Genomic DNA, 16,453 nt, shown 5'->3' with positions numbered 1-16,453 from the left:
ATATTATTAGAAATTTATCTTAAAAAATTCTCGTTAAGCCATTTTAGTTTGTTATAGCTTTTTAGAAATTTGGCTTTCAGATCCAGGTTTTTTTCACGGGCTTCCAATAATTTGTTTTCCCTTGAGTTGATGAGAAATAAGGAACTTTCACCGTTGCTGAACCTTGTTTCCTCAGCGTTTAATAGTCGCTCATAATTGTTGAGGTTCTGGGATGAAATATCAATCTGGGTAAAATAATTGCTTACTTCGTTTCTGTAAGTTTCAATTTTTGTATTAATTTCTCGAAATTTCAGCTGCGAATCCTGTTGGTTTTGCGAAATTTTCAGTTTGGCAATCTGGTAATCGGCTCTTGCCTGACGCATGAAAACAGGAATTTCCAGTTTTAGTCCGTATTGAAAATTATTATCAAAAAAAGGAAGATAATCTGGTCTGTAATTTTCTTTGTTAAAAAAATTGTAGGTAAAATCTATTTTAGGAAGAAAGCTCTGCCATTTCAGTCGCCGTTCACTTTCCAGAATGTTTTGTTTCTGAAAATAATACTCCAATGACGCATGATTTTCCACCTGTCTGGATTTTACGTTTTCTACCAGGAACTCATAATCATTGTACCCTGAATGCTCATCCAGACTTGATGATGGGAAAATGAGCTGTGAAATTTCATAGAATTCCTGATTTTCTTTCCAGAGAAACATCTGCAAATCTTGGGTACTTTTTACAAAGTTCAAAAAAGCATCCCGTTCCTGAAGTTCAAAACTCTGCAGCTGAGATGCGGCTTCAACAGTATCAATTGCCGGTCTTTCGCCAAACTCGTATGTTTTTTTTGTTAGATCCAGACGTTTTCTATTGATCTGAACGGCAGATTTTTGCAGCTTATATATTTCATAATTTTTTACCCATTCCCAGAACGTATTTTCTGCATCTAAAAGAAGTTCGTTGGTAAGTACCGTCTGTTCTGCTTCTGTCATTCTCAACCCGAATTTCGCCTGATCCAGCATGGCTCTTCTTCGGTCATACAAAAGATTTTTGGCTAACGGAACTGTAATTCCGAACTGGTATAACCCGCCCGGTGTTTCGCTGCTGTTGAGTTTTTGACCTTCCAGATAATTGTAGCTTCCTGTAATGTCTATCCCGTACCATGTGGGAATACCAAGTTCAATATTTCTCTGGGAATAATATCTTGTCCCGTCAATATTTTTTTCGCCCAGTTTTCCAGCAATTACAGGATCGAAATTTCCTCTGGCGCTGGTAATCTCTTCTCTGGCAATCCTGTTTTGAAGCTGATATTTGAAAGCTAACGGATGGTAATTTTTAACAATATTCATAAACTCCTGATGCGACAGTTTCAGAGAATCCTGCGCAAAAGAAAACTGGATAGAAAACAGAATTAGAAAAGCTGGAAATAATTTATTTACTTTTTTCATTTCCTGCAGATTTATCAGTTGTGTTCACTTCGTAATAATCAGGCGGGAACCCGTTGATGTTTCGCCACAATTCGTACCAGATCGGCACATCATTTAAAATAGCAATTCCCTGAACACCGGTTCCTATCTTAATTTTTGGCGGCCATTGTTTTTCATCTTTATCCTGAATGACAAGTGCTTTAAACAAACCATTTGTACTGATGTTGCTTTCTACAGCAATTACTTTCCCTGCAAAAGTTCCGTAGCTTGAGTTGGGCCATCCCGAAAATACAATTGCCGGAAAACCATCAAAGATACACATCACACGCTGTCCTTCTTTTACCAAAGGCAAATCAACGGGTTTAATGTAAATTTCTACTGCATAATCTACATTTTCAGGAACAATTACTCCTATACTTTCACCGTCTTTAAGGATTTCACCGATTCCAGCTTTATTGATCTGTACAACCTGACCATCCTGCGAAGCAATTACGAAATACAGACCTTGTCTTGCTCTGTAATTGGCAACCTGATTCTCAAGTTTGGCAATATCGCCGTCACTGCCTTCAATTTGTCCCATACTCTGGAATCTGTCACCTTCCGTTTTGCTTAGTTTCTCATTATAATCCTGAATAGTTGCATTCTGCTCAATGCTTACGTTTACAATTTCCTGTCTTGTTTGAGCGAGTTTATTTTCAATGGATGTTTTCTTTGCCAAAGCATTTTGGTAAGAAACACTTCTTTGCTGGAACTGTGTGAGTGAAACCAAGCCTTCATCATACATTTTTTTCTGTCGGTCATATTGGTCAGCAGACATTCGAAGCTCATTTCTTGCAGCCTGTAATTCCGCTTCTTCACCTTCTAATTTGTTGTTCAGCTGGCTTATTTTTACTTTAAGCTGGCTCAGTTTCAGATCTCTTGCAGAGTTCAGTGCGTCAATCTGACTGTTTGTAGTTCCTACTTTGGCTTCGTAATAATCTCTTACTCCTTTTTTTGCCTCTACCTGCTGCTCGGTTCGTTTAACCAAGAGCGGATCCAGATAATCTTCTTTTACTTCGGAAAGCTGAAGAATGGTATCTCCTTTTTTTACATAATCACCGTTTTTTACATACCATTTGATGATTCTTCCAGGAATTGGTGAGTTCATTTGCTGCGGACGCTGTTCCTGATAAAGCGTGCTTACATTTCCTTTAACCTGGATATTTTGCGTCCAAGGTAAAAATAAAACGATAATACCGCCAAGAAGGATGAAAAGAAACCATCTTTTCACTCGGGATTCTTTATTGATAAGATATATTTTATCTACTGATTGCAGTTTCATTGTCTTAATGTTTATTAAATAAAATTTTCACCGTTCCGTCTTCTATATGTAGATGTTGATCAGCATCATTGATGAGACTTTCATCTTTCGAAACAATAATGATGGTAGTGTTTTCTTTCAGTTTCAAGAGATAGTCTCTCATTTTTATTTTAAATTCATCATTCATTCCGTCTAAAGGATCTTCCAGAATTAATAGTCTCCTTGCACCAACTACTGCTCTCAGAAGCAGGATTTTCTTTTTGGAGCTGAATGATATTTCCGTATCAGTCTCACTGATGTTGGTGAAGAAACCGTTGCTGAACTGGCTTGAGAAGTTTTCAATTCCTATTTCTTCGGAAATATCCAGAATTTGTTCGGCAGATGTCTCATTGTGACCGAGAATGATGTTTTCATAAACAGTTCCCTTAATGATCGTCATGTCTTCAAGATACATTCCTATCTGATTTCTCAGCGATATTCTGTCGATATTTTTAATTGGAATTTTATCAAATAATATACTTCCGAAACTTGGCTCATAAAATCCTGTCATCATATTAAGCAGTAGCGATTTTCCTGCACCCAATTCTCCCGTAACGATATTAATGCTATTTTCAGAGATTTTAAAATTAACATTTTCCAAAATTTTCTGATAATCGTTGAATGCGAAATTTACATCCCGAAATTCAATTTCAAAACCGACATTTTCTTCTTCAAAATTGATGGCTCCCATATTTTCTTCCGGCAGATCTGTTACTTTATTCAGTTTTGCCAGTGATGCAATTACGTCATAATAGCTTTCCAGACTTATGATAAGCTTTTCAACCGCCATCATGATACTCAAAACTACAATCTCTGTTGCAATGAAAGCACCAATATTCAGCTGTTGATTAACGAGAAGGTAAGTTCCAATTGCGAGCATTACCAATGTAATGATGACCTTAAAGGCAATAATTGTTTTGTATTGGAAAACCAAGACTCTGAAATGTTTTGTACGTCCATTAAGATATTTTACCACTCTCTCATCGGTTCCTGCAAGATGAATTTCTGTCTTGGAATTGAGTTTGAATGTTTTGATAGACGCTGCAATATCTTCAATCCAGGATGCTACTTCGTATTTTTTATCACTTTCTTCGATACTTGATTGGATACCACTTTCCATTGTAAACCTAAAGATTACAATTACACAAATCACAACTAGTGCACCAAAAACCAAAAACCACGGATGATAGAAAGACAACAGTAAAATTCCAAAGAAAATCTGGATTAGTGCTGTCGGAATTTCAAGTAAGATTTTAGAGATTCCTTTCTGGAGGTTTTGTGTATCAAAAAAACGGTTAACCAATTCGGGAAGATAATATTTTCTTGTGGCTGAAAGATTGACCTTAGGGAGCTTTTCTGCAAAGGCAATGGAAAATTCAACAAAAATCTTTTGCTGAATTTTTTCTATAATCTGCATTACTTTCAGCCTGAAATATCCTACAAGCCACGTTCCCAAAACTACAAATCCTATCAGAATATAAATGGATGTTGCCATTGTGGCTCCCATTACAAAACTCACAATTGATTGAATCCCAAGCGGAACACTAAGTTGTACCAAACCGTTCAGAATGGCATAAAAATATATATTGGTAACATCTTTCTTCTCTTTAGTAACGTACTTAAAAAGATTGTAACCGTGCTGTTTAGGAGAAGTTTCCATCGTTCAGTATTATTTTATCAAATTAAAGGTGATGAATCTCAAGTAGTTTAGAACATATTGCTTATGATCTATTCTATCAATATGATTATCGGTAAGTTTAGGAAGATGTTCGCTGAAAAACTGCTGATCATGGGCTGTTTCCAGAAGTGTGCTTGCAAAAGATTTCGGAAACTGAAAATCAGGTTTTGCCTGAATAATCACTTCAGCTAAAAAATTGCAAAGGCTTTTTAGCGGGCTGAAAACCATTTCCTGATTAATCTCATCTACTTCTTTTACAAGATAAGATTTGCTGCTTTCTGCAATCACAATGCTGTGAAGCTTATTAAGGTCATAATCTTCAATCTTATCATCGGTTTCATTATTATGAGTGATGATCTCAAGCATTTTTTCAATTCTTTGGTAAGGATCTTTTATTTCCTGCAGTTTAATATTAGAAATAAATTCTATATAAGACCAATACCAGTTGAGGATATAGGTGAGAAGTTTATGCTTAGAAGAGAAGTATCTGTAAACAGTAGCTTCTGTCGAGCTGATCTTTTGAGCCAGTTTTTTGAAGGTAAAGCTTTCAAAACCGGTTTCATAAATCAATTCGATAGAATTTTTCACAATAGCTTTCCCGATCTCACTGTTTTCGGGATCTTTTAAATATAGTTTTTCGTTGACCTTAAATTTAACCTGAAATTCCATTTTTCAATATATATTGCAAATTTATAACTATTATCAGGTGTAGCAAAACTTATACCAAAAAATATTTTATAATTACATTAAATAGTAATACTATCAATTGGCATAGTATTTGATTTTGTTTTTAAAATCTTACTATCATAAAAAAAGCAACGAGACTTAGATAAAGCACAATAAAAAATCGAAAAACATATACTAACAATTTAAATACTTACAATTATGAAAAAAGCAAAATTATTTTTAGGAAGTTTAATGGTGGCAGCTGCGGTGTATTCCTGTAATAAAGTAACGGAAAAAGCTCCAAGTCAGCCTGTCCAGACAAATGAAAAAGTGCAGAAAGTGATAGATGAACTGGGATTGGTATATGTGGAAGAAGGAGCGCAGGATATTATTACCTATGATGAGGTAAATGCGGCTCAGCAGGCTTGGTGTGATGCACTTGTGAAGATTGGTCAGATAAAAGAAGAAGGGGGCGATTATAAAAAATTTGCAGAACAGGTATTGTCTGATGCTTACAACTATGATCAGGGTAAAGTTTTCTTTAAACCTACTTTGGCGTACGGAGATCAAACTTTCAGAAACGACAAAAAAGGAGCTTTGGCTTATTTTGTAGGAGGAGATCCGGATTATCCTAATGATAAAGGTTTTGCTTTAAAACCATGGGTGAAAGCGAGATACGACAATGCCGGAAATAATAATGAGGGAATCCAGATTTACGGTTCGGTAGCAATTACCATGGGAAATGTCTGGGTAACCGATAAAGAAGGTGATGAGGTAATGGTAGACAAAACATGGGTTTTCAGAAAAGGTGAAGACGGAAAGTTGAGAATTATTGTTCACAAGTCTTCTCTTCCTTACAAACCGGAAACAAAGTAAACTTGAACTTAAAATCCGGCTGAGAAAAAAATCTCTGCCGGATTAATACACTTACAATTGTCAGTAAAATAAGAAATAAAGGCTGGTTAATTTAACAACAAAAATATCCGAAATGAAAACATCTACACTATTATTGATGTTTTTGTGTTTAAGCTTTTTCAATGTAAGCTTTTCACAAAACACGGACTTTTCTCAGGAAACAAAGACCTATACTTCAATAGAAGAAGCATTAAGAAATCCTGAAACAGTAAGAAAACTTGATCTGAGCAATCAGAAGATTGATTTTCCTGAAGGCTTTTGGTCACAATTTAAAAATTTAGAATATTTGAGCCTGAAAAACGACGGTCTCACTTTTTTACCGGAAGGAATTTCGCAGCTTCAGAATCTCAAAATATTAGATATCAGCGGAAATAATTTTAAGAATCTTCCCAAATCTTTCCGCAGTCTGCAAAATCTGGAAGAGCTGTATCTGAATGAAGAAAAAAATATGAATCTGGAACAAACAGTAGAGACACTTTCACTATTACCCAAATTAAAAATTTTACATCTTGAAAATGATCATCTGACGAAACTTCCTAAAAATTTTTCAAAAATTAAAAATTTAGAATCCTTGTATCTGAACAATAATGATTTTAAAAATGTACCAAAAGAAATCATCAATTTGAAAGATCTTAAATATATGGACTTTCAGAATAACCAGATTCGGGATCCGTTGAAAATCAATCAGATTATGAATGACTATGGTGTTGTCATTACATTTTAATACAGAATGCAGATTATAAGATTAAAAGAAAGATTTCCAGTTACAGATGAAAATTTTGGATGCTAAAATTTATATTTGTATCAAATTATAAATGATGTATAGATTTCTGCTCTTTTTTTTAGTTTCATTATTTTCTGCATTTCAGGATTCAGACTATTTTCCACAAAAACCTTTTGAAAATCTTACACCAACAGAAAAGATACTATCTGCTCACAGCTAAGAAAATCAGGACGGTCTGACCAGTCATTTCTCCAAATTCTGATCATTCTCTGCGGTTTCTGATAAAAGAATTGAAACTGATGGTTGATAAAAAATATTCAACTTATAAAGAGCAAAAGGCTTCATATTCCTGTAGAATTTTTATTTAATAAATAAAGTACTAATAAGAATTGTCCTCTTTCAAGCCTTAAAACTCTAATAAAGTTATAAATTTGCCGGACTTAATATCATTATCAATCAAGAATGGAATTATTAGTAGCTACACACAATATTCACAAGAAAGAAGAAATTCAGCAGATTCTGGGAGACAGATTTTTGGTTAAGAGCCTTAGAGATTACAATATTCATGAAGAAATTGTAGAAGACGGTGATTCTTTCCATGCCAATGCTTTAATAAAAGCAAAGTACTGCTTTGAAAAAACAGGAATTCCAAGTTTGGGAGATGATAGCGGTTTGGCTGTGGAGGCTTTAGACGGTAGACCGGGAATTTTTTCTGCCCGCTATGCAGGAGATCATGATTTTGCTAAAAATATTGAAAAAGTTTTGGGTGAAATGGAGGATATTGACAACAGGAAAGCTTTTTTCATTACCGTTCTGTGCTATTATGATGAAAATGGGGCTCAATATTTTGAAGGAAGAGTTTATGGTAATCTTTTGAATGAAAACAAAGGTTTTAAAGGATTCGGATATGATCCTATTTTTGTTCCGGAAGGATATGAAAAGACTTTTGCAGAGATGAATCCCGAAGATAAAAACAAAATTAGTCACAGAAAAAAAGCACTGGATTTGTTTCTGGAATTTTTGAATAAATAAATTTTTGTCGGACAAAGACATTTATCTGGTTGAAAAGCTGTCAGATTTTTTTCTGAAAAATTATTGATTTGAAACAGTCTTAATTTCAGGTCGATTTTCAACCTCAACCTTTTATCGTACATTTGCGTCCTATAATTTTTTGATTTGAGTACTTATTTAACGATATTGGGCTTTAATTCTGCTATTCCGACGGTGAATACATCACCGACGTCACAACTTCTGGAAATGGAAGAACGATGCTTCCTGATTGATTGTGGAGAAGGAACGCAGGTGCAGCTTAGAAAAGCCAAAGCAAGATTTTCAAAGATTAATCATATTTTTATTTCGCATCTTCATGGTGATCATTGTTTTGGTTTGCCGGGACTCATTGCGTCTTTCAGGCTTTTAGGAAGAGAAAATCCGCTTCATGTCTACGGTCCGAAAGGAATAAAAAAAATGCTTGAAACAATTTTTACCATCACTGAAACCCACCGAGGCTTTGAGGTCATTTATCATGAGCTGGATAAGGATTATTCAGAAAAAATTTATGAAGATAACCGGGTAGAAGTGTACACCATACCGCTGGATCACAGGATTTACTGCAACGGATATTTATTTAGAGAAAAACCTAAAGAAAGACACATCAATATAGAAGAAGTCTCTAAATACAGTGAAATTGAAACTTGTGATTATCATCATCTGAAGGCAGGAAAAGATTTTGTATTAAGCGACGGATATGTTTTGAAAAATGAAATTCTGACAACAGATCCTGCACCGCCGGTTTCTTATGCATTTTGCAGTGATACAAGATATTTAGAGTCTGTTGTTTCTATTATTAAAAATGTAAGTGTTCTTTATCATGAGTCTACTTTTCTTCATGATTTGAAAGAAATGGCAGATTATACCGGTCACGCTACGGCTTTGGAAGCGGCTACAATTGCTAAAAAAGCTGAGGTCGGAAAATTGATTTTAGGTCATTTTTCCAATCGTTATGGTGACTTAACGGTCTTTACTGATGAAGCAAGAAATATTTTTCCTAATACGTATCTTCCTAAAGCGCTGGAATGTGTGAAAATTTGATATGGAAATGAATTTTTCAGAATTAAAAGATTTTCTGAACGAGAAGGCAGATTTTTACAACAATCTGGATTTTATTCAGGATGATCCTGTACAAATTCCGCATCGTTTCAGCTTGAAACAGGATGTTGAAATTGCAGGTTTTCTGGCGGCAACTATAGCTTGGGGAAATAGAAAATCTATCATAAGGTCTGCAGATAAAATGTTGGACATAATGGGAAATTCGCCTTATGACTTTGTGATGAACCATACCGAAAGTGATTTGACCTCTTTACAGGATAAAAATATCCACAGAACTTTTAATGGTGAAGATTTTATTTATTTCATCAGGCAGTTTCAAAAAATTTACAGTGAAAATGAAAGTCTGGAAGATTTGTTTTTGATTAATAACGAAGAAACCAATTTCCAGCATTCTATAGAAAGGTTCAGGCAGAAGTTTTTGGGAACAGAAAAACACAGAACGCATAAACATGTAAGTTCGCCCTATAAAAATTCTTCTTCCAAACGGATCATGATGTTTCTTAGATGGATGATAAGAAAAGATAACCGCGGTGTAGATTTCGGAATCTGGCAGAAAATAGATCAACGGTTTTTATCCATTCCTTTAGATGTTCATACAGGGAATATCTCCAGGAAACTTGGTTTGATTTCCAGAACTCAAAATGACTGGAAAACGGTAGAAGAACTTGATATTATTGTGAGAAAGCTGGATGATAAAGATCCTTCAAAATATGATTTTGCACTTTTTGGATTAGGAGTAACCAAAGATTTACTGTAAACAAAAACGAACTGAACTGATGAAAAAGTCACACGAAAAAATAGAATTGCTGGAAAAAATAGCCAACGGAATTACCTGGTGGATAGGCTCAATACCTTCTTTAATTGCTCATACTCTGTTTTTTTTAATTTCATTTTTACTTCCCATTCTCAATATAGTTGAGTTTGACAAAATGCTTTTGATACTTACTACGGTGGTTTCTTTGGAAGCTATTTATCTTGCCATTTTTATCCAGATGTCGGTAAATAAAAGCCATGAAAAAATTGAAGATATCCAGGAAGATATTGAAGACATTCAGGAAGATATTGAGGAAATCAGCGAAGACATCGAAGAAATTAGTGAAGATATTGAAGAGATTAACGAGGATATTGAGGATATTCAGGAAGATATTGAAGAGATCAATGAAGAAGAAGACGAGGACGACCATAATGAACGTGCAAAAAACGTAATCCTGAAAAGTAATGTCAGCAGTAATAAAAACGAAATAAAATTTCTGAAAGATAAAATTACAGAGCTTCAGAATAAAATTGACGAGATGAAAAAAGATTAATCATCTCTGTTTCTAATATAAATTCCTTATTTAGAGATTAAAAAAAGGTTAAATTTTTAAGTTAAAATTTAATTAAATTACTATCTGATTATCAATAATTAGCATATAAGAGTATTTTAAGTCATAAAAAATTGGTATTTTTGGACAAACAATTCCAAAATGTTAAATTATAGATTAAATAATTACTCTAAATTAAGTTTTTTTCTACTTTTTCTTATTGGGTTTACTTCTTATGCCCAGAAAAGATCAGTTAATGATAAGAAAGCAAAGCCTTCTGCTGCAAAAGCAGGCGATTTAATTGATGTAAATGTTGCTTCTTATCCTCAAAGTGCTTTTACTCCTACTCAATTGGTTACCAATGTGCTTGTAGGTGCCGGTTCCACTTGTGCTGCTCCCAATATTTCAAACGTAACAGTTTCTCCTAATCATCCTGTAACTATGAATGACAGATTTTGGGGATACTTTAATAAAACAACGTCTAATTTTCCTTTTCAGGAAGGTATTGTTCTTACAACAGGTTTTGCCAGAAAAGCGGGGAATAATCCTGAGGCAAATGTTTTGAGTGACGGGAATGGTGGAGGAAGTGATCCCGATCTGATTGCAGCTATTGGAACTACTACCACCATTAATAATGCAGCCATTTTAGAATTTGATTTTGTTCCTTCCAGTACGCAAATGAAGTTTAATTATATTTTTGCTTCTGAGGAATATACCGGTTCATTTCCATGTCCGCCTACGCAGTATGATGATGCTTTTGCATTACTGCTGAAGCCTAATACGCCAGGTTCAACTTATACCAATCTGGCTGTTTTGCCAGGAGGAGCAGGACCTGTTTCTGTAACGAATATTTTACCATCAAGTTTTTCTTGCGGACCCATTAATGGAAATTATTTCGGATCTCTTTCTCCTAATGCAACCAATTACAATGGTATTACTGCACCACTTACGGCAGAAGCAACAGTGATACCGGGTCAGTCATACCATATCAAAATGGTTGTGGCAGATGCAAGAGATTCAATATACGGTTCTGCTGTATTTCTACAGGCAGGCTCTTTTGATATAGGACTAAGTATTGTAGACGGGGCAGGAAATCCTTTGCCTGAAACAATTAATGTTTGCGATAATACTCCACAGGTTTTAACGGCTCTTACCTCTGCTGTTCCTGGAACTACATATCAATGGCTGAGAAATGATATTCCTATTCCGGGCGCAACAAATGTATCTTATACAGCGACATTACCGGGAGTCTATAAAGTTCAGGTAACACTTCCGGGATCTACATGTCCTGTAGAAGCAAAGATTACCATTATCGGGGGTACTTCACCGGCTGCACAAAACGCAACATTGAAGCTTTGTGCTACTCCTGCTGTAAGCAGTTTTAATCTGAATGATGCAAAGCCGCTAATCAGTACAGCGACGGGTGCGGTATTCCGTTTTTATACCAATCAGGCAGATGCACAGCTTCAGAACAATAATTTTATTCCGGAAGCTGCTTTGTTATTATATAATGCAAACGATGGTCAGGTTCTGCATGTTGTTGTTTCTGATGGAGGTTTTTGCAGCAGGCTGGTTACTTTAACATTAAGAAAAGAAGATACTCCTGTTGCTCAGCTTGTGAGTACAAAACTCAGCATCTGTGTAGGAGAATCTGCAACACTTACTGCATCTGGAGGCGTTACTTATCAATGGGAAGGATTCTCCGGAACGGGAGCTGTAAGAAATGTTTCTCCAACGCAAACGACAACATATACTGTCTATGCAATCGGAGCTCAGGGCTGCAAATCTTTACAGCCTGCAATAGTTACAGTGGAAGTAGTCCCTGCAATTAAATCAAATTTAGCAGGAGGCTACATCTGTGCAGGTGACAGGATTACTTTAGATGCAGGTGCAGGACCAGGTTATTCTTATACATGGAGTAACGGAGCAACAGGTCAGACTCTTGTTGCTGACAGTCCGGGACTGTATTTTGTAGATATCACCAACGGAGTTTGTACCAAGAGATTTACTACAGAAGTAAAATTAGCTACAATTCCGGAAATTGTAAACGTAGATTACAATCAAAACGGGACTTTAATTGTAACTGCTTCAAGTCTAGGCGGCGGAGTTTTAGAATATTCTGCAGATAATGGGGTAACATGGCAGAATTCAAATTTATTCAATAATATTCCAAGCAACACGATTGTTTATATAAGAGTTAGAGTAAAAAATACAAGCTGTGTAGGTTATCTTGAATACTTTACTTTTATGATGCAGAATGTGATTACGCCTAACGGAGATAATGTGAATGATAAAATTGATTTCAGAGGAATAAGTGATTACAATAAATTTCAGGTAGTTATTTCAGATCGTTACGGAAGAGAAGTTTATAAATCTGATAAAACAAGACCTTTCTGGGACGGATATTTTCAGGGAAAAAAATTGCCAACCGCATCTTATTGGTATCAGATTACATTTGAAGATCCTGCCAGTAAACAGCTTACAGTAAAAACAGGCTGGATTTTACTTAAAAATATAGAATAGCATTTATAAAAATTATTAAAAAGACCGAGAATATCGGTCTTTTTTAATATTATAATTTCAGATAATTTATATTGAAGCTTATAATTGCGATAATGTAATTGATTTTCAACTAAATTTTAATTAAAAAAATAGTATTTTTGTTCAAAATAGCTAAAATGTTGAATAACATATTTAAAAATATACTCTATATTTTCGTTTTTTTACTAATTGGTAATCAGGCTTTTCTTTCACAACAGCGTTCAGTTAAGCAGTTAAGCAAAGCTTCCAGTCAAACAATGAAAGCAGGAGCATTTATTGATGTTAATACTCCTGCTTATGTGGAGTCTTCATACAGTATTACTCAGCTTGTAACAGATGTTTTAATTGCAGGTGGCTCCAATTGCTCTACAGCAAATGTTTCCAATGTTGTTGTTTCTCCCAATCTTCAGGCAAGCAGTCAAAACAGAAGTTGGGGATTTTTTAATAAAGGAACGACCAATTTTCCTTTTGCTAAAGGAATTGTTCTTACCACTGGGCATGCAAGAAAAGCAGGAAATACATTTCAGGCAGCACAGTTGGGTGACGCATTAGGAACACAGGGAGATATAGACCTTGCTACAGCATTAAATATTCCTAATAATATGCTCGAAGATGCAACTTATATAGAATTTGACTTTGTACCTACTTCCACAGAGGTAAGTTTCAGATATTTGTTTGCTTCTGAAGAGTATGACAGCAACTTTCCGTGTCAGTTTGTTGATGGTTTTGCGCTTTTATTAAAGAGAGTCGGCGATCCTACTTATACCAATCTGGCAGTTTTGCCGGGCGGTGCGGGTCCTGTGAGTGTTAGAAATATTCGTCCTGCAACACAGTTTAGTGGTGCACCTCTTTCCTGCGGAGCTTTAAATGCTGCATATTTTGGAGGGTATAATAATGCCGCCATTGAAACGAACTTCAATGGTCGTACAGTTCCATTAACTGCTACGGCAACGGTAATTCCGGGTCAGACTTATCATTTTAAAATGGTCCTTGCAGATTATGATGATTCCACTTATGACTCCGGTGTTTTCTTAGAAGCCGGATCTTTTGATATTGGTGTGAAAATTTTAGATCCTGCAGGGGTGCAGCTTCCTGATTCAATCAATGTCTGCGATAATACACCAACAACATTTACTGCTTCAACGCAGATTGCGGGAGCAACTTATCAGTGGTTTTTGGGTCCTAATCCAATTCCAGGAGCAACGAATGCTTCTTATACCGCCACTCAACCGGGAGTTTATAAAGTTGAGGTTACTATTCCTGGAAATTCGTGTCCCGGAACAGCTACTATAACAGTCATTGGAGGCACATCTCCTACAGTTCAGAACGCTACACTTACAAGCTGTTACGCAGCAGGAAATGTAAACTTTAATCTTACCGCTGCTCAGACAGCTATAAGCACAACTCCGGGAGCAACATTTTCATATTATCTGAATCAATCTGATGCAAACCTGGGAAATACAAATACCATCAATTCTCCAACGACTTTTTCAAGCGCAGGAGGTCAGACTATTTATGTTTTGGTGAAAAATGGATTTTGTTCACGTGTTGCTCAGCTTCAGCTGGTTAAAGCTCCTGAAATTGCTGTAAATATTGCAAATCCGGCAGTTTTAACATGTACTACTAATCAGGTTACGCTCAATGCTTCAGGATCTGTTTTTCCTGCAGGTTCTACATTTTCATGGACTGCAGCAGGGGGAGGTAATATTGTTTCCGGAGCTAATACACTAAATCCTGTAGTAAATTCTGCGGGAACTTATACATTAACAATTTCCAATACTTATCAGCCTGGAAATGTAAGCTGTACAGCTACAGGTACGGTAAATGTGGTTGGAAACAGTACTCCGCCGACTACAGGTCTTACAGCGAGTAAAATATTGATCTGTCAGGGAGAATCTGTAATACTTACTGCAACCGGAGGAGCTACCTATAATTGGGCAACACTTCCTGGAACAGGAAATACACAAACAGTAACACCGGCTACAACTACTACCTACAGTGTAACGGCCGTGGGAGCAAATGGTTGTGTTTCTACTGCACCTGCAACCATTACCATTGAAGTATCACAGCCAATTACAGTACAAAACGCAACAATTTTAAAATGTTATCAGCAGGGAAGTATTACTTATGACTTAACATCAGCACAGAGTAATATCACAACTTCTGCAACGGCAACTTTTGCATATTACATAAATCAGTCAGATGCTAATTCAGGTAATACGAATACAATCGGAAATGTGACTAATTTCCAAAGTGCAGGAAATCAAACGATCTATGTAGTGGTAAAAAATGGTGGTTGCAGTTATGTTGTAACTTTACAGCTATTAACGACAGCGCCTACCAATTTATCTATTGCAGCTCCGCAAACCATTACATGTACTCTTCCTCAGGTTACACTCAATGCATCTGGATCTACTATACCAACAGGATCTACAATTCAGTGGACTACTACAGGCGGAAATATAGTTTCCGGTGGAAATTCTCTTAATCCTGTAGTGAATGCGGGAGGTACTTATACATTAACGGTGTCTAATGTTACAGCTCCTTCTGGATTAAATTGTACATTTACTGCATCAGTTACTGTGACTGAAAATAAAACGCTTCCGGTTGCAAATGTTGGTGCATCTGTTCCGCAAATCTGTCCAGGCGAATCAGTGACACTCACTGCGACTGGTGGAGTTTCTTACATTTGGTCAAATTTAACAGGAACAGGGAATACTCAGGTTGTATCACCTGCAACAACTACAACTTATACAGTTACAGCAATCGGTGCTAATGGATGTGTATCTGCGAATCCCGCTTCTGTTACAGTGATCGTAGGACCTCCTACTGCAATTGTTGCAGCATCCAAATCAAAAATATGTGCAGGTGAATCTGTTACATTAACGGCAAGCGGTGGTTTTACTTATAATTGGGTAGGACTTACGGGAACCGGTAACACACAGATTGTTTCACCAACAGTAACTACAACGTATCAGGTTTTTGCTTTGGGAGGGAATGGCTGTGTTTCCAATACTCCGGCAACAATAACTATTGAGGTTGTTCCGGCAATTGTCTCAACATTAAAAGATGTATACGTTTGTCAGGGTGATGCAGGAACTTTAGATGCAGGAGCAGGACCAGGGTATACTTATGTATGGAGTACAGGTCAGACTACTCAGACTATTACAACCAATGTGCCTGGTTCATATTCTGTAACCATCAGCAACGGAACCTGTTCCAGACTTTTTACGGCACAGATTATCAATCCGGACTTACCTCAATTCAGCAATATCGTATATAATGATGGGGTATTGACGCTCACTACAACAAATCCTACCGGTGGAATTCTAGAATACTCAATTGACGGAGGAGTTACATGGCAGCAGTCTAATATTTTTTATAATGTAATGAAGAATATCAGTTATAATATTCAGGTAAGGGTTCAGGGAGCGCAGTGTAGTACTTCAATAGAGTTTTTCACGTTTGTTATCAGCAATGCAATTACTCCGAATAGCGACGGAATAAATGATTACATTGATTTTAGCGGAATAAGTGGATACAAAAACTTTGCAGCATCTATTTTTGACAGATATGGAGCAGAATTATTTAAAGCGGATAAATCAAACACAAGATGGAATGGTTCTCTGAAAGGAATAAATCTTCCAACAGCTACCTATTGGTATCGGGTACAATGGGAAAATCCTGCAAGCAAAAAGCTTGAGCTAAAATCAGGATGGATTTTGTTAAAAAACAGAAATTAATTATAATAAAAGAGTTGTTCACTATGAATAACTC

General features: G+C 36.1%; 12 protein-coding genes. 8 read left to right on the top strand and 4 right to left on the bottom strand.

From position 1 onward, the window contains the following. Nucleotides 1-14: 14 nt before the first annotated feature. Genes FNE73_RS15020 through FNE73_RS15005 form a run of 4 tightly spaced genes read right to left on the bottom strand, consistent with a single transcriptional unit; the run spans nt 15 to nt 5,086 of the window. Nucleotides 15-1,421, bottom strand: a complete 1,407-nt coding sequence (locus FNE73_RS15020) for a TolC family protein (RefSeq protein WP_143885378.1) — start codon at nt 1,419-1,421, stop codon at nt 15-17. Beyond that, nucleotides 1,405-2,721, bottom strand: a complete 1,317-nt coding sequence (locus tag FNE73_RS15015) for an HlyD family secretion protein (RefSeq protein WP_143885377.1) — start codon at nt 2,719-2,721, stop codon at nt 1,405-1,407. The genes FNE73_RS15020 and FNE73_RS15015 overlap by 17 nt, the downstream gene beginning before the upstream one ends. Before the next feature lie 4 nt (nt 2,722-2,725). Beyond that, nucleotides 2,726-4,399, bottom strand: coding sequence for a peptidase domain-containing ABC transporter (locus FNE73_RS15010; protein ID WP_143885376.1), 1,674 nt, complete (start codon nt 4,397-4,399; stop codon nt 2,726-2,728). 9 nt (nt 4,400-4,408) lie between these two features. Further along, nucleotides 4,409-5,086, bottom strand: a complete 678-nt coding sequence (locus FNE73_RS15005) for a TetR/AcrR family transcriptional regulator (RefSeq protein ID WP_143885375.1) — start codon at nt 5,084-5,086, stop codon at nt 4,409-4,411. A 216-nt stretch (nt 5,087-5,302) separates the two neighbouring features. Here FNE73_RS15005 and FNE73_RS15000 point away from each other — a divergent pair, with 216 nt between their 5' ends. The 8 genes from FNE73_RS15000 (at nt 5,303) to FNE73_RS14965 (ending at nt 16,419) form a co-directional block, all read left to right on the top strand. Further along, nucleotides 5,303-5,959, top strand: coding sequence for a hypothetical protein (locus FNE73_RS15000; protein ID WP_228430150.1), 657 nt, complete (start codon nt 5,303-5,305; stop codon nt 5,957-5,959). Nucleotides 5,960-6,071: 112 nt separating this feature from the next. Next, the gene (locus FNE73_RS14995; protein WP_143885374.1) at nt 6,072-6,722 is read left to right on the top strand and encodes a leucine-rich repeat domain-containing protein; all 651 of its coding nucleotides are present in this window, start codon (nt 6,072-6,074) and stop codon (nt 6,720-6,722) included. Nucleotides 6,723-7,184: 462 nt separating this feature from the next. Continuing rightward, a complete protein-coding gene (rdgB, locus tag FNE73_RS14990; RefSeq protein ID WP_143885373.1) occupies nt 7,185-7,754 on the top strand; it encodes an RdgB/HAM1 family non-canonical purine NTP pyrophosphatase in 570 nt (189 codons plus the stop codon). 144 nt (nt 7,755-7,898) lie between these two features. Continuing rightward, entirely contained in the window at nt 7,899-8,813 is a 915-nt protein-coding gene (locus tag FNE73_RS14985; protein WP_143885372.1) for a ribonuclease Z, read from the top strand. A 7-nt stretch (nt 8,814-8,820) separates the two neighbouring features. Beyond that, nucleotides 8,821-9,588, top strand: a complete 768-nt coding sequence (locus FNE73_RS14980; RefSeq protein ID WP_143885371.1) for a TIGR02757 family protein — start codon at nt 8,821-8,823, stop codon at nt 9,586-9,588. A gap of 19 nt (nt 9,589-9,607) precedes the next feature. Then, nucleotides 9,608-10,138, top strand: a complete 531-nt coding sequence (locus tag FNE73_RS14975; protein ID WP_143885370.1) for a DUF1003 domain-containing protein — start codon at nt 9,608-9,610, stop codon at nt 10,136-10,138. A gap of 159 nt (nt 10,139-10,297) precedes the next feature. Next, nucleotides 10,298-12,658: a choice-of-anchor L domain-containing protein gene (locus tag FNE73_RS14970; protein ID WP_143885369.1), complete on the top strand. Its 2,361-nt coding sequence runs from the start codon at nt 10,298-10,300 to the stop codon at nt 12,656-12,658. Between the two features lie 155 nt (nt 12,659-12,813). Next, nucleotides 12,814-16,419, top strand: a complete 3,606-nt coding sequence (locus tag FNE73_RS14965) for a choice-of-anchor L domain-containing protein (protein ID WP_143885368.1) — start codon at nt 12,814-12,816, stop codon at nt 16,417-16,419. The last annotated feature ends 34 nt before the right edge of the window (nt 16,420-16,453 follow it).

The organism is Chryseobacterium binzhouense, from assembly GCF_007474545.1.
Lineage (GTDB): Bacteria > Bacteroidota > Bacteroidia > Flavobacteriales > Weeksellaceae > Chryseobacterium > Chryseobacterium binzhouense.
This window is presented reverse-complemented; position numbering and strand designations above follow the sequence as displayed.

What these genes read in the sequence shown, in the direction of transcription:
- FNE73_RS14980 (WP_143885371.1), top strand. Translation starts at nt 8,821, where the DNA reads ATGAATTTTTCAGAATTAAAAGATTTTCTGAACGAGAAGGCAGATTTT.
- rdgB (WP_143885373.1), top strand. Translation starts at nt 7,185, where the DNA reads ATGGAATTATTAGTAGCTACACACAATATTCACAAGAAAGAAGAAATT.
- FNE73_RS14995 (WP_143885374.1), top strand. Translation starts at nt 6,072, where the DNA reads ATGAAAACATCTACACTATTATTGATGTTTTTGTGTTTAAGCTTTTTC.
- FNE73_RS15005 (WP_143885375.1), bottom strand. Translation starts at nt 5,086, where the DNA reads ATGGAATTTCAGGTTAAATTTAAGGTCAACGAAAAACTATATTTAAAA.
- FNE73_RS15020 (WP_143885378.1), bottom strand. Translation starts at nt 1,421, where the DNA reads ATGAAAAAAGTAAATAAATTATTTCCAGCTTTTCTAATTCTGTTTTCT.
- FNE73_RS15010 (WP_143885376.1), bottom strand. Translation starts at nt 4,399, where the DNA reads ATGGAAACTTCTCCTAAACAGCACGGTTACAATCTTTTTAAGTACGTT.
- FNE73_RS14975 (WP_143885370.1), top strand. Translation starts at nt 9,608, where the DNA reads ATGAAAAAGTCACACGAAAAAATAGAATTGCTGGAAAAAATAGCCAAC.
- FNE73_RS15015 (WP_143885377.1), bottom strand. Translation starts at nt 2,721, where the DNA reads ATGAAACTGCAATCAGTAGATAAAATATATCTTATCAATAAAGAATCC.
- FNE73_RS14970 (WP_143885369.1), top strand. Translation starts at nt 10,298, where the DNA reads ATGTTAAATTATAGATTAAATAATTACTCTAAATTAAGTTTTTTTCTA.
- FNE73_RS15000 (WP_228430150.1), top strand. Translation starts at nt 5,303, where the DNA reads ATGAAAAAAGCAAAATTATTTTTAGGAAGTTTAATGGTGGCAGCTGCG.
- FNE73_RS14965 (WP_143885368.1), top strand. Translation starts at nt 12,814, where the DNA reads ATGTTGAATAACATATTTAAAAATATACTCTATATTTTCGTTTTTTTA.